Origin of the sequence: Vibrio sp. S234-5 (assembly GCF_000960595.1) — a bacterium.
GTDB lineage: Bacteria > Pseudomonadota > Gammaproteobacteria > Enterobacterales > Vibrionaceae > Vibrio.
Map to the genome: position 1 here is coordinate 21,245 of NZ_JZAM01000222.1, position 13,299 is coordinate 34,543.

Annotated in this window: 12 protein-coding genes, 2 tRNA genes and 1 pseudogene; 12 read left to right on the plus strand and 3 right to left on the minus strand. The window is 47.9% G+C overall.

The window, feature by feature from the left end:
* Window positions 1-93: 93 nt before the first annotated feature.
* The 5 genes from UF06_RS13260 to UF06_RS13280 all read left to right on the plus strand — a co-directional run bounded on the left by UF06_RS13260 (window position 94) and on the right by UF06_RS13280 (window position 2,291).
* A complete protein-coding gene (locus tag UF06_RS13260; protein WP_045570872.1) occupies window positions 94-564 on the plus strand; it encodes an HPP family protein in 471 nt (156 codons plus the stop codon).
* A 173-nt stretch (window positions 565-737) separates the two neighbouring features.
* Window positions 738-1,469: a siderophore ferric iron reductase gene (locus UF06_RS13265; protein WP_045570873.1), complete on the plus strand. Its 732-nt coding sequence runs from the start codon at window positions 738-740 to the stop codon at window positions 1,467-1,469.
* A gap of 197 nt (window positions 1,470-1,666) precedes the next feature.
* A tRNA-Leu gene (locus tag UF06_RS13270) sits at window positions 1,667-1,753 on the plus strand.
* A 15-nt stretch (window positions 1,754-1,768) separates the two neighbouring features.
* Window positions 1,769-1,842 (plus strand) — tRNA-Cys (locus UF06_RS13275).
* 194 nt (window positions 1,843-2,036) lie between these two features.
* Window positions 2,037-2,291, plus strand: coding sequence for a nitrite reductase (locus UF06_RS13280; protein WP_045570874.1), 255 nt, complete (start codon window positions 2,037-2,039; stop codon window positions 2,289-2,291).
* 42 nt (window positions 2,292-2,333) lie between these two features.
* Here UF06_RS13280 and UF06_RS13285 read toward each other — a convergent pair whose 3' ends face one another.
* Both UF06_RS13285 and UF06_RS13290 read right to left on the minus strand, forming a co-directional pair.
* Window positions 2,334-3,122 (minus strand): lipase, encoded by a 789-nt coding sequence (locus tag UF06_RS13285; protein WP_045570875.1) that lies wholly within the window; start codon window positions 3,120-3,122, stop codon window positions 2,334-2,336.
* 62 nt (window positions 3,123-3,184) lie between these two features.
* On the minus strand, window positions 3,185-4,141 hold the full coding sequence (locus tag UF06_RS13290; protein WP_045570876.1) for a sensor domain-containing diguanylate cyclase: 957 nt from the start codon (window positions 4,139-4,141) through the stop codon (window positions 3,185-3,187).
* Between the two features lie 356 nt (window positions 4,142-4,497).
* Between UF06_RS13290 and UF06_RS13295 the strand changes: the two are divergent.
* The 4 genes and pseudogenes from UF06_RS13295 to UF06_RS13310 form a co-directional block, all read left to right on the plus strand.
* Window positions 4,498-4,713, plus strand: a pseudogene (locus UF06_RS13295) (hypothetical protein); the annotation flags it as partial.
* Window positions 4,714-4,774: 61 nt separating this feature from the next.
* Window positions 4,775-4,963 (plus strand): hypothetical protein, encoded by a 189-nt coding sequence (locus UF06_RS13300; protein WP_139046356.1) that lies wholly within the window; start codon window positions 4,775-4,777, stop codon window positions 4,961-4,963.
* A 72-nt stretch (window positions 4,964-5,035) separates the two neighbouring features.
* Window positions 5,036-5,221, plus strand: a complete 186-nt coding sequence (locus UF06_RS13305) for a hypothetical protein (RefSeq protein WP_045570878.1) — start codon at window positions 5,036-5,038, stop codon at window positions 5,219-5,221.
* A gap of 377 nt (window positions 5,222-5,598) precedes the next feature.
* A complete protein-coding gene (locus UF06_RS13310; RefSeq protein ID WP_052702561.1) occupies window positions 5,599-8,421 on the plus strand; it encodes a hypothetical protein in 2,823 nt (940 codons plus the stop codon).
* A 126-nt stretch (window positions 8,422-8,547) separates the two neighbouring features.
* On the opposite strand, the gene UF06_RS13315 is transcribed toward UF06_RS13310, so the two are convergent.
* Complete coding sequence (locus UF06_RS13315) at window positions 8,548-10,092, minus strand: PAS domain-containing methyl-accepting chemotaxis protein (protein ID WP_045570879.1); 1,545 nt, start codon at window positions 10,090-10,092, stop codon at window positions 8,548-8,550.
* Window positions 10,093-10,549: 457 nt separating this feature from the next.
* On the opposite strand from UF06_RS13315, the gene UF06_RS13320 reads away from it, so the two are divergent.
* The 3 genes from UF06_RS13320 (at window position 10,550) to UF06_RS13330 (ending at window position 13,292) form a co-directional block, all read left to right on the plus strand.
* Window positions 10,550-11,026, plus strand: coding sequence for an NYN domain-containing protein (locus tag UF06_RS13320; protein WP_045570880.1), 477 nt, complete (start codon window positions 10,550-10,552; stop codon window positions 11,024-11,026).
* Between the two features lie 130 nt (window positions 11,027-11,156).
* Entirely contained in the window at window positions 11,157-11,924 is a 768-nt protein-coding gene (locus tag UF06_RS13325; protein ID WP_045570881.1) for a DUF3450 domain-containing protein, read from the plus strand.
* On the plus strand, window positions 11,925-13,292 hold the full coding sequence (locus UF06_RS13330; RefSeq protein WP_045570882.1) for a MotA/TolQ/ExbB proton channel family protein: 1,368 nt from the start codon (window positions 11,925-11,927) through the stop codon (window positions 13,290-13,292).
* Window positions 13,293-13,299 lie beyond the last annotated feature (7 nt).

The following is a 13,299-nucleotide window of genomic DNA, read 5'->3' on the forward strand; positions in this document are numbered from 1 at the left end:
TATCTCTCCTTTGAAAAGCATATTGACAAAAGTAGACCGATTTGTCTATTTTAGTTTTGTAGACAAATCGGTCTACTTTGTTTGGAGATTGAAATGAAAAATTTTGTGATGGCACTTGTCGCCGGGCTAGGCGCATTTGTGGCGATAGGTTTGCTCTCATTTTTTGATGCGGCGATGAGTGATGTGACTTTGTTGATGGCACCGTTTGGCGCAACGGCGGTGTTGGTTTTTGGTGTGCCGGATAGCCCCTTGGCGCAAGCAAAAAATGTGATTTTTGGTCATATGATCACGGCGATTGTCGGTATTGTGTTTGCTCAATATGTGGGGGTCACACCATTAACGTTGGCGTTAGCTACAGGTGTCGCTGTGAGCGCTATGTTGCTGAGCAAAACAACACACCCGCCAGCAGGAGCAAACCCGCTGCTCATTATGTTGTCTGGGCAAGGCTGGTCGTTTTTGTTCACCCCCGTTTTGCTTGGCGCAACTTTGATTGTTTTAGTCGGCAAGGGAATGCAAATGCTGCTCAAGTGGCGTGCGAAGAGCAGAGTGCCCGCGACAGCTTGAGAACATTCAGTATCACAACCTGACATTTGGCTTCAATTGCAATCTGCTCTCGGTGGGTAGGGCAGCTTGCAAAGCCGCTGAGCTATCAAATTCCCATTAACGAGAATGATTTGCAATAACGTGTGGAGTTCCCTATTCTCTTGCCACACATTCTTCAGGGTAAGATCAGCAAGATGAGTTCTCCTGCGTTTTTTGCACGGCTTTTTCACCATTCGAAGGCGATCACGCCCTATTTACATGGTGAGATAAAATCGCTGGCGGAGCGATATAGGGATGCTTCGCTTATCTGTATCGAGCGCTCTAGCTCAGACACTATTCGCCAGGTCTACGAGAGTTTGCAGCAAGCACATCCTGAGGCTGGCGCTGCCTACTGGTTGACACGCTCTTGGGCGGTAGTTTGTTGGCAGCCAATCTTTGTTGCCTTGACCGCCATTTACACCTGCCGCGGCTTACCTAAACTCTCTTCGATGGCGCAGCATGTTCAGCCGAGTTTCATCAGCGGTTATCAATTTACCTTCACCGAGGTGTGGCAGGGCAGTGAAGAGGAGCTCATTGAGCGTGCAGGACAAGAGCTCATGCGGCTGTTTGACTTTTTTCGTCTAGAAATGAGTGAGTGGACGCGCATTCGCCCCGGTTTTACCCAGCATCTTTTTGCCGATGGTCTGTTGGGATGTTTAGTGAGGCGCAGTGAGACCCATCCCGAACTGTCGGGCGAATATTTACTCCAACATGCGCGTTTGTGGCTCAGAGCCTGTGGAGTTCCGGAGAAATTGGCCGATTCGCTCAACTATCAAGCTGAAACAAAGCAACTCACCTTAGTGCGTACCAGTTGCTGCTTGGTTTACAAATGCCAAGGGCGTCCGCTTTGTCGTGACTGCCCACGTCATCCCGACAACAAACGTTAAGGATGCTTTTTCAAGGTTAGTCTGTTTAACTCTTGCACAGATTGCTTGACGAATAGACCGGGTGGGGTGCTTTTTAAGCAGTTGAATCAATTAAAGTAAATTTCTTGTTGACCTGAAAACTTAATCCGTTAAAGTACGCCTCGTTCTCACGGCAAAGCTCGTAAGAACAGATGGTGTCTTCCATCGCAGTATGCGTTGCCCTGGTGGTGAAATCGGTAGACACAAGGGATTTAAAATCCCTCGACTTTCGAGTTGTGCCGGTTCAAGTCCGGCCCGGGGCACCATCACATTTCTTCAAAGGCGCGTTGGCAGAGTGGCTATGCAGCGGATTGCAAATCCGTGGACCTCGGTTCGACTCCGGGACGCGCCTCCATTTACTCCCAAATCTCTTTTTTAAATTGGTTTTGCGCTGTCTCTGTGGCGTGCCTCAAATACTTCTTCTCGCCAGTCTCTAAATCATGCTTAAAGCGAAACTGCCAACTGAATAGTCAGTAACGGCTTGTATTTGATAATATTTGGTTATAAATTGTTAACGACTTATTTATAAAATGATTTAGGAAGTAAAGCATGGAATCGCTCACAAACGTTTTGGTTGTCTTCATCATCTTCGCCGCTATTTTTGGCAGTGGCATGTTGAAAATTGTGCTCAATCACAGAGAAAAAGTAAAAGCGCTCGAACTGACAGACACACGCAAGTCATCAAGCAGTGACCATGACGAGTTGCGTTTGCAAGTCGAAAAGTTGACTCAGCGCGTGGTTGTACTTGAGAAAATTGTCACCGACCAAAAATACCAACTCGAAAAAGAGATCGCTTCTTTGTAGTTGTGACTCAGGCCAGTTTGTTGGCCTGTTTTGTTTTTGCTGTTAACGCTCATCAAAAAAATCTTTATTTCTAATGTACTTGCTCATCAGATGATAGGAAAAGGGCCTCAGGACCCAACTGAGTAGCGAGCGTCCTAGTCTTTCGTAAGTCGGGGTGTTCTCAAAAATACGTCCGTTGTATAACCAAAGCATTTTACCAGCATGCCAGTAAAGAAACGGAACGGGCGGCATAAAGGTGACGATATCGAGATCGCAGCAGATGCGGTAGGTTTTGTGCGCCAAAACGTAATGGCGTGGAAAACGCCAGTCGCCAATCGCAGGCTGACCAAAAGTGACCACACGTTTGATGGATTTGGGGTACTTGCGCTCTAGATAGTCCGCAAAAACACAACCAATCGCCCCTCCCGAGGAATGGCCAGTAATGGTGATGCGTTTTCCTTCAAATAGCAGCGGTAATACGGTTTGTTCTAGCTTATCTAACACGCTCATACCAAGCGTATCGGCATTACGTGATGGTTGGCTCTCTTGATGCAATAGATGGTAAAAACCGGCGTGGATACGGTAAGGTAGATCTAAATGACGGCAACTTCTCGTCCATAATGCAAAGTTAAGCAGCCAGTCACTGAGACTGTGAGAGCCTTTTATCACCACCACCGCTTCATCCGAGTCTTTACTCCACAACACTCGAATCATGGTTTTACCAAACTGATTTTTGATAATGCGTTGTCCGTTTGGATCAAACCCGTAGCGAGTCTGTTTGAATACTCTCGGGTAGGCAAGGCTGCACAGCACGGCATAACGTTCATATTGATAGCGTTTTAGCGGCTTCACAAAAGATACTCTGCGGGAATGGTGCCGCTAGCATATAAAGCGTTTGTGAAAATTACATGACCTCAATCATTGATGTCGACAAAGGCGACGCTGTTTTTACCGCTTTTTTTCACGCGATACATGGCGGCATCGGCTTTTTCATAAATATCATCAAATGGCTGGCCCGCGCCTTGAAAGAGGCAAACACCAATACTTAATCCAATAGAAACCTTAGGCGCAAATTCAAACGGGTTAGAGAGGCGAGAAAGAAGCTGATCGCAGATGTGCATTATCTCAATGCGTTCAACGTATTGGCACAACATCACAAATTCATCTCCGCCTAAGCGGCCAATTTGGCTGTTTGTCTGCGTTACTTGTTTGAGACATTGCGCAACGGCAATCAGGACACCGTCACCGGTTTTGTGCCCCAACTCATCATTGACGCTTTTGAAGTTGTCCACGTCAATGAAAATAAGCGCCCAGCGTTGTTCACTAGATACGCTTGTCTCGGCATAAAATTGTTTTTCGAGCGCACTGCGATTGAGCAATCCAGTCAACGGATCGCTGTCTGCCAGCTTAGCGAGCTGCTGCTCGTAGCGTTTTTCTTGGGTAATGTCGATGTGCGTGCCCATCATTCGTAGGGGAGCGCCGTTGGCATCGTATTCTACCACCCGGCCTCGATCAGAAACCCAATTGTCGCTGCCATCCTTATGAACCATGCGATGAACAACCTGATATAAGTCGGTTTTTCCGGCCAAATGGTCTTCAAAGGCGCCTACTGCAAGATCGTAATCATCAGGATGCAACTTGCTTTTCCAAGTCTCGACGGTGGCGGTTAACTCGTGCGATTGATACCCGAGCATTTTCCCCCATTCCATATTGAAAATAGTGAGTGTGCCCGTTGGTACATGTTGTTCCCACAAGCACAATCCTGTGCCGTCTAAGGCAACATGCAGTTTCTCCTGAAGCCGAGTGTTTTCCTGCTTCAATTGTTGGAGTTCTTTCTCCAACTGCTTAATTTTTAATAAATACTCTTCCATGGTCCGCACCGATAGCCTGTGCCTTATCAGAAGTGAAAACAAGTGGCACTAGGCTATTCCGTTCACATTGGGCAAAAACTGTAAAAACGCTTTAATACAAAGAATTAAAGATTAAGCGATCTTGCGCGCGATTTTAAGACATAGCTCAAATATCTATGTGAGCTTATAAATAAAATCGTGAATTAGTTGATGCTAATCGATGATATCTATACATAAAAATCTTCTCTTTTTAGTTTCAATTTTGTGTACTCCTCTCAGGACGTATTGCATAAGGAATCAATGTGATAGCGAAATTGACAAAACCTCTGTTTTTGTTGTTGGCTGCATTTAGCGCGTCGAGTTCTATGGCCGCGTCTATGGCGAGTTATCCGGCGGGTTGGGAATCTTGGCCAGTGGTTAAAGAGTCCATGAATTTGCCTGCTGATACTGTGCTGCCGCCAGATACCTCGTTGTTTATCCAAGAATCAGTACGTGCCTACAGCTGGATCAATAATGGTCAAGGCTCTCCGCTAACCATTCGTGTTAATCCAGAAAAGCTGGCGCAGTACAAAACGCACGGCCCCTATACCGATGATTTTTGTCGAGATCTCGGGAGTCAGCGATTACAACTCCCATCCGGTGTCTGTGCAGTATTTGCGTCAACTTGATCAAATTTGGCGCACGGATGTGACCGATGGCGAAATTGATACGGCCAAAGGGCAGTTGCAAACCTTAAGAACGGCGTACGAGCGCACACCGAAAAGTGATACCTTACGTCTGGATAAGCTCAAGTATCTTCTAAATAAATCCACCGTTGAAATTGAGCTGCTGGAAAAAGCGTAGAATTAACCCGCAGAACGAGTACAGCACATTCATCAATCTATCGCTCAACGAGCAATTCGCCATGAGGGCAACTTGCCGTTTGGTGTGGTCACCATTTCAATCGGCGCGGTCGCTATCGAGTCAACCAGTGACACGATCTCACTTGAGCAGTGTGAAGCTCTGCTAAAACAGGCATTTGAAATTGCAGATAAACAACGCTACAAAGCCAAACATAGTGGCAGAAACAGCGTGCTGTTTGGTGAAAAGCAAATACTTTAACAATCTATAAGGATTATCAGATGCAAACCTTTGAGCCACTTTACCGACCCGATATCATGCAGAAGCGAGTTTGGGTGGCCAAGCTAAGTCTCTAACTGCATTCTGTTTTTTAAATCGTTTGATCGTGCGGTGGCTGAGGCCACCGTTTTTGTTTGCATACGTTCAAGTTTGGCACACACTCGTAAGTCTCTGACTCACGCTTTGCTAACTCTTTGGTTCAATTCGATGAAAGACTCAGGGAATAGTAAGGTGCTCGTTGCACAGTTCACTTCGGATCTATACATTCCCATACAAAGATAGGAATGACTTATTAATAAAACGGTGTACATTATTCGCAGTAGTTCAATTGAATGTCTGTGTACTTACGGGAAAACGTTATGAAACCATCACCCATCGCTATGACGTTGGCCGCCTTTCTGGCGGTTGGCGCGGCGATTCCTCATCAAGCGGCGGCGCAATCTGTCGCTTGGGATAGAGCAAACGAATCTTGGCTGACTCAATCTTCTGACCATTTTGTGATTCATTTTCGCAATGGCCATGAAAAGCAAGCAGCTCGTGCGCTTGATTTGGCCGAACAATCACACCGCGAGTTAGTGCCGTTTTTTGCTTATCAACCAGAAGAAAAAACGGAAATTGTTCTTGTCGATGAGTATGATTTTTCTAACGGCTGGGCGACGGTGGTACCTTATCCGCAAATCCGTTTGATCATGAGCCCGCCCGATGAGGCGAACAGTTTAGAAAACAATGATGAATGGATGCATTTGCTGATCAAACACGAATACACTCACATTATGCATATGGAGATGGGTGGCGGAGCGATCAAAACATTGCGCAACATTTTCGGCCGCAATCCGTTTTTGTACCCGCACCTTATGACGCCATCTTTCATGCTTGAAGGGCTAGCTGTCTATCAAGAGACAAACCAAGCGGCAGGTTACGGGCGCTTACAAGGCACTGGCTACGACATGCAGATGCGCATGGAAGTGGCGTCTGGTGAAGTGAAAAGCTTGAACCAGGTCGCCGTCGCATCAAGAGAGTGGCCATTGGGCTACAACTATTTGTATGGCGCTTATTTTGTTCAGTACCTCGCCGATACGTATGGCGATGAGAAAGTGGGTGAATTTCTCACCAGCTACAGCAGAAAAGTGATTCCGTTCTTTTTGCTTAATCGCACCGCGAGAACCACGTTTGGTAAAGATTTCGAGCAGTTGTGGTCTGATTTCCAAAGTCATATTTACCAGAAATACCAAGGTGACGTGACACAAATGACCGAAGCCGCCGTCATTGGCAAAGGCAAGTACACCGCTCCATTTTTGCAAGTAGTCAGTGCCAGTGACAACGGTTTACTGGTGAACAGAAATGATGGTGATGGCTATTCAGAGCTGCAGCGCTTAGATGCTGAGAACGAACAAACGTTAAGTAAAACTAAGCATATTAATTCGCTTGATGTTCATCCACAGGCGGGCGTTCTGGCAACTCGCTCTATCACCTACGCCGATGGCCGCGTATTGAGTGACGTGTTTGTCTATCAAGATGACCGTTGGACGCAGTTGACGGAAAAACAGCGTTTTCGCATGGCGAAGTGGTTGCTGGATGGGCATCAATACCTCGCGTCACGTAAGGTGGATGGTTTGAGTGAGCTGTGGCTTATGGATGCCAACAACCCTGAAAGCAAAACGCTGATTTGGCAAGGAGAAGAGGGTGATGTACTGGGCGGATTTTCTCTCGCGCCGCAAGGCGATTTCTTAGTCGCGAGCATGAAACGCCCGCAGCAAGGTTGGAACCTAGAGCGTTTTGATCTTACCAGCGCGACGTGGCACAAGCTGACGGACTCGCGCGCCGTGGAAAATGCCCCGACGATGATGCCAGATGGTAAAGTGCTCTATAGCGCCGATTACGACGGCGTGTTTAATATCTATTCGCTTGACCTAGAGACACAACAGATTTCTCAGCTCACCCGCGAAGTCGGCGGAGCGTTTGAGCCCCATTGGCAAGCGGAAAGCGGGCTGGTTTATCAATCCTATGATGCAAAAGGTTACACGTTACGCGAAAAAGAGCGTGTGGAACCGCTGCGCACCTTTACCGTGGCCGATGCGCAAGGTCAGTACAACTACGTTGATCCTGTTGAAGCGGTGGCGGCAAAAAGTGAGATAAGCGATTACAGCCCTTGGTCTAGCCTGCGTCCACGTGCTTGGCTGCCTATCATTTCGCAAGATGAGAACCAAACACTGGCTGGTTTTATGACTAACGGGGCGGATGCGTTGAATCGTCACCAATATCAACTCAGTTTTGCTTGGGATACAGAAAATAGCCTTGCTCAGTACAATTTGGGCTATTTGTACGATTCACGCTGGATGATCCAGTTAGAGCGCTCACACGATTTTACCACGTTTAAGCAAGGCAGCTCGGAAACCCATCGCATTGAACAAAGTGACAGTGCACTTATTCAACGAAACCACCTTTTTACCGCGATTGAAGACCAGCTCAGTTTTGCGGCGGGTGTGTACTGGGATAAAGAGTCCGAAGCGAAAAAACCGAAGTTTGGTGCCACTAAGCCTTACGTAGAAACGGAAGAATCTCTGATCGGGATCGCAGCGACATTCGACAATCGTGAAACCTATCTCAATGTTCCGGGCATAGGTTGGGGGCATTACTTAGATGTGGTGGTTGAAAGCAACGAACTGCTGGGAAGTGACTACCAAGGTGAGAAATACCAAGGTCAGTGGCAAGCCACGTTCGACCTACCGGGCCGCTCGACATTGTCATTGCGCTTTGCTGGGGGCTTAGCCGATAGTAAAGCGAAACCGTTCCGCTTAGGTGGTTCCGACCAAAGTGATGAAGTTGCACTGTTTGGCCGTGAAACTCAGGCGCTGCGCGGATATGACGAAACGGTACAATCTGGCGACCGTTATGTGACTCAGCGAGTGGAAGCAAGCACTTGGCTTGGACGCGTGGAGCGTAACTGGGGATTGTATCCAATAGGCTTGGGGGATATTTCAGGAACAACATTTGTCGATTCAGGTTCTGCGTGGAGTGACACTAAAGAGTACAAACAACTGACTGGCGCGGGTGTGTCGCTCACGGTGGGGGTGCGTCTTGGCTACAACCTAGAGCTGCCCGTGACGTTGGGCTACGCGCATGGCTTTGATAGCGATCTCGGTAAAGATCAGTTCTTCTTCTCTGTCGCTGGACAGTTCTAAGCGGATCGTGACGAAAAGAAACGAAATGAAAAAGGGGAACGTCGTGTTCCCCTTTTTTGCGTGTTCCCCTTTTTTGCGTATTTCCCTTTTACTTATTGCGCTTAAGCGCATTGAGTAAAGCAAGCGTTAAGAAAACTGACGCATCAAACGCTGCATCTCTTCCAAATTACTGACCAGCTCACTGGTGCGAACAATCGAGCTTTGAGAAGCGTGTGATGTGTTGTCGGCAAGTTGCTTGATGTTAACAATATTGCGATTGATCTCTTGGGTCACCGTTGCTTGCTCATCGACTGCAGTGGCGATTTGATGGCTGCTGTCGGTGACTGCGCCCAGCTTATCGCGAATCGCACTGAGCACTTCACCAGTACTATCGGCTTGACGCTTGCAGTTTTGTGACAACTCATTACCGGTATTCATCGCCGCGACTGCCTGACGAGCGGTGTTTTGCAACTGGCTGATCATCGAGTGGATTTCATTGGCGCTGCTGCCCGTTTTGGAGGCAAGATTGCGTACTTCGTCGGCGACCACAGCAAAACCGCGACCCGATTCACCGGCGCGTGCCGCTTCGATAGCAGCATTGAGCGCGAGCAGATTAGTTTGCTCCGAAATCGCGGTAATGACTTCAAGAATACTGTCGATTTTCTGGCTGTCTTTCGCCAGTTGTTCAATGATCTGTTTTGAGTTGTGCAGCTCTGCTGTGAGAGCGTCAACCATGCGGATGGTCGAGCGGATGCTTTCAAGTCCGGTTTTGGAGTCGTCGTTCGCATCACCTGCCAACGTAGACGCAGCAGCGGCAGCATTGGCCACTTCATGGATGGAGTGGGTGAGCTCTTCAACCGCAGCAGCCACTTGTTCGGTCTCACGGCACTGCTGATCCAAACTTTCGCCAATCGATTGGATAGTGGCGAACTCTTCTTCTGCCGAAATCAAAATACTGCCAGAGGTTTCCGTTGCGCGAGCAGTGACCGCGCGCAGTTCCGCTTTTTTCATCATCAACGCTAATTCAATTGGCGAAAAATCATCGTAGTGATTGGTGTAAGGCTTTTCCATCAATGGGTTGTGATACGCTTCGTCGGCGAGTGCACGAATTTTTTCGTAGCGCTTTTGCTGATACCAACCAAGTGCTAACGTCGCACTGGCGAAACCCATCGCGACACATTGCAAGGAGAATGAGGCTAAGCCGATGCCGCCAACCCCGTTTAAGAGTGTCATCGCGGTAGAGAGCGTGGTAAGGCGCTTTAGTGGCAGGCGCATTTTAGCTTTGTGTTTATTGGCGCGCATGGCGTCGTATAACGCTTGGGCCCTTTCAACTTGTTCGGGCTGCGGTTTAGAGCGAACCGATTGATACTCGATGATCTCGCCCTCAGCGTTGCGAATGGGCGTCACAAACGCCGAAACCCAGTAGTGCTGTGAATCACTACACTGATTTTTTACCAACCCCATCCAACTTTTGCCCGCTTTAAGGTACTGCCACATTTGTGCAAAGGCCGCTTTTGGCATGTCTTGGTGGCGCACCATGTTGTGTGGTTGTCCTTTTAGCTCATCGCGGGTGTAGCCAGCAATTGTGCAAAAATCGCTATTGGCGTGGGTGATGATGCTGCGAGGGTCGGTCGTCGAGATAAGATTGGCGCTGACGGAATAGTCTTTGTTGAGCTTGGATTTTGTAGTCATTTTATTCGTCGTTCTCTTTCGTCCTGAGGTTCGAACAGCAAGTTATTTGTTCAGCTAGGCGCAATCTTACAGAGTCTGGCTGACGGAGATGACTCTGTTGCGTCATGGAATATGCAATGAAAGTCACTTTTAGCGGCATATAGTAAGGTTGAGAGGTGGGTTCCATTTATGATTTGAATCAATGGATGTCTAATATTAATAAAACGATCAACAAAAAGTGAGAGTGTTCAAATAACCGATTGCGTTTTGTAGAAATAATGTTTTTGTTGCATATGCTTTTTGAACGAAGTCGAATTAATGCCAGCTCCTGTTGTGCTTTTCTTCTTCATATTGCTTGTTTTACAGGCATCATCTGCTATTTGAAGACACATGAGTCGCTGAGTTACGCTTTTTACTCGCCTTTTCTGCCGCTATCGCATAGGGTGGGGCAAATTCATCTGCTAGGTTAGCAACGCCAATGAAAGAAAAAGTCGCCATTTTTGTCGATGTACAAAATGTGTATTACACCTGTCGTGAAAAGTATCAGCGTAAGTTTGATTACAACCGTTTTTGGCAAGAAGTCACAGCAAACAAACAGGTTGTGGTGGCAAATGCCTATGCCATTGCCAGCCGTGATCTCGGGCAAAGGCAGTTTCACCACATTCTGCGCGGAATTGGTTTGGAGGTGAAACTCAAGCCTTTCATTCAACGCGCCGATGGCAGTGCCAAAGGTGACTGGGATGTAGGAATAGCATTAGATGCGATTGAACGCGCACCGGAAGTCGACCAAGTTATTTTGCTCTCTGGCGATGGCGACTTTGAAATTTTGGTCGAGCGCATCCAGCAACGTTACGGAAAAAAAGTGGTGGTTTATGGTGTTCCGGGTCTGAGTGCTCAAGGGCTGAGAAACGTAGCTGACCAGTTTATTGAAATAGACGAATCACTACTTATTTAAACGTTGCGAAGGTGATATTCATTCAAGTTGGTATTCTGCAAAAAATCCGTTAGAATGCACTTCTCTTGGTTGATAATGCGAATGACTATCAACAGCAATTGTAACTTACATCAGGTTATTGACAACTCTTATGACGTTCTACAAAGCCAGTGCCGCCGCACTACTGATGGCGACCGTTGCCACTGCCCATGGCAGTGATCTCGACAAGGCGCAGAAAATTCAAAGCCATACCAACACTGCTGCGGCAAAAAGCCAATCACTGATTAATGCCAGTGCTGAAAACAGCCAGTTATTGCAAGCCGAAATTGAACTGCTTCAGGAAGAGGTGCGTAATCTCGAGATTTACCAGCGCCACTTGACTTCTTTGATCCACAGCCAAGAGCAGGAAAAGTCGAGTTTAGCGAGCCAAATCAGCGAAATCCAATCGACGCGGCAAGGTATCGTTCCTTTGATGTATGACATGCTGGTTGAGTTGAAAGAGCTCGTTGTCAATGATGTGCCTTTAAAAGCCGAACAACGCAAAGAGCGGGTGGAAAAGCTGGAATTGCTGATGTCACGTGCTGATGTCGCTGAAGCGGAGAAATTTCGTCGTATTTTAGAGGCTTACCAAATTGAGCTCGATTACGGTAGCCGCATTGGTGCGTATCAGGCGCAAATTCAAACCGTTGACGGTAAAGCGCGTCAGGCAGAGCTGCTGCATTTCGGTCGTATCTCTTTGATTGCTCGCAGCTTAAGCGGTCAAGCTTTCTGGTATTGGAACCAACAGCAAAAGCAGTGGATGGAATTAACGCAAATTCCGGCGTCTGAGCTCAATCGTGCCTTTGATGTGGCCAACCAGAAAGTCGCGCCAGCGTTACTCTATCTTCCCTTATCTGTTGCAGCCAAAGAGGTGATGTAAATGAAACCCGTATCTATTCTTGCGGCTGGATTGTTGACATTGTCCTCTGCTGGCGTACTGGCGCAGGCCGAGTTGGTACAGCAAGCCAAAATCGAAAACCAAACTCAGCAAATACACAACCAACAGCGTGAACAAGGCTTTAAACAGACGGAGCAGCAACTAAAAGCGCTGAAAGCGTCTCTGGCAGAGAAAAAAGCGCAATTGGAAAGCCAGAATGATGAGTTAGCCAGTCAGTTTAGTGATAACGAAGTGCAGTTGTCTCAACTGGAAGAGCAACTGCGTGTTGAAACGGGCAGTTTGGGCGAACTGTTCGGTGTGGTGCGTCAACACGCGAAAGAGATCAAATCGGATCTTGCTGAAGCAGTTACCGCGATTGGCCAGACAGATCAAACTCAAGTGGTTAATGATATCGTAGAGGCAAACACACTGCCGGATATTCGCCAGCTACGCGGCTTGTGGCAAGTGATGCAAGCGCAAATCAGTGCCAGCCGCAGTGTCAGCGAACTCACCATTGCGATGCTAGATGCAGAAGGCCAAACACAAGCGACGCCAGCACTGACGCTTGGTAATTTTGGCCTGTTGACCGAGCAAGGTTATGTCAATTGGCATCATGACAAGCAATTTGCTTCTTCTTTCGCCAAACTGCCTGAAAACGTACCTGTACGTTCAGAGCTGGTCGCGGCAAGCCAAGGTGAGATGGTACCTGTGCTGCTGGACCCGACTCGCGGTGTGTTGTTGCAGCAATATGCGCAGTCGCCAGGTTTGGCGGAGCGCTTTGCGGCGGGTGGTGTGGTCGGCAAAGTGATCATTGGTTTATTGGCAATCGGTCTCATCATCGCAGCCTACCGCGCCGTGGTACTGCTTGCGGTGCAGGGCAAAATTAAGGCTCAGTTGAAAACACCGAACACACCACAGAATAACCCTCTAGGTCGAATTCTTGCGGTGTACGACAGTGAACGTCCGCGCAGTGTGGAAGCATTAGAACTTCGTCTGCTGGAAGCGATTGTTGATGAGCAAAATGGCTTGGAAAAAGGGCTCTCGATGCTCAAATTGCTTGCCGCTTTAGCGCCAATGCTGGGTCTTTTGGGGACGGTGATCGGCATGATTGAGACCTTCCAAGTGATCACTCAATTTGGTAACGGCGATCCGAAGATCATGGCGAGTGGTATTTCGATGGCGCTGGTCACGACGGTACTCGGTCTGGTCGCAGCGATGCCGCTACTGTTGGCGCACAACATTCTCAATGGAATGGCGGAAAACGTGCGTAACGTACTGGAAAAACAGAGTATCGGTTTAGTCGCACAGCAAGCAGAAGAGCAAATGCACACCACTCGTGAGTTTCCAGCCAAGGTAGGGAATGCAGCGTGAGTGGATT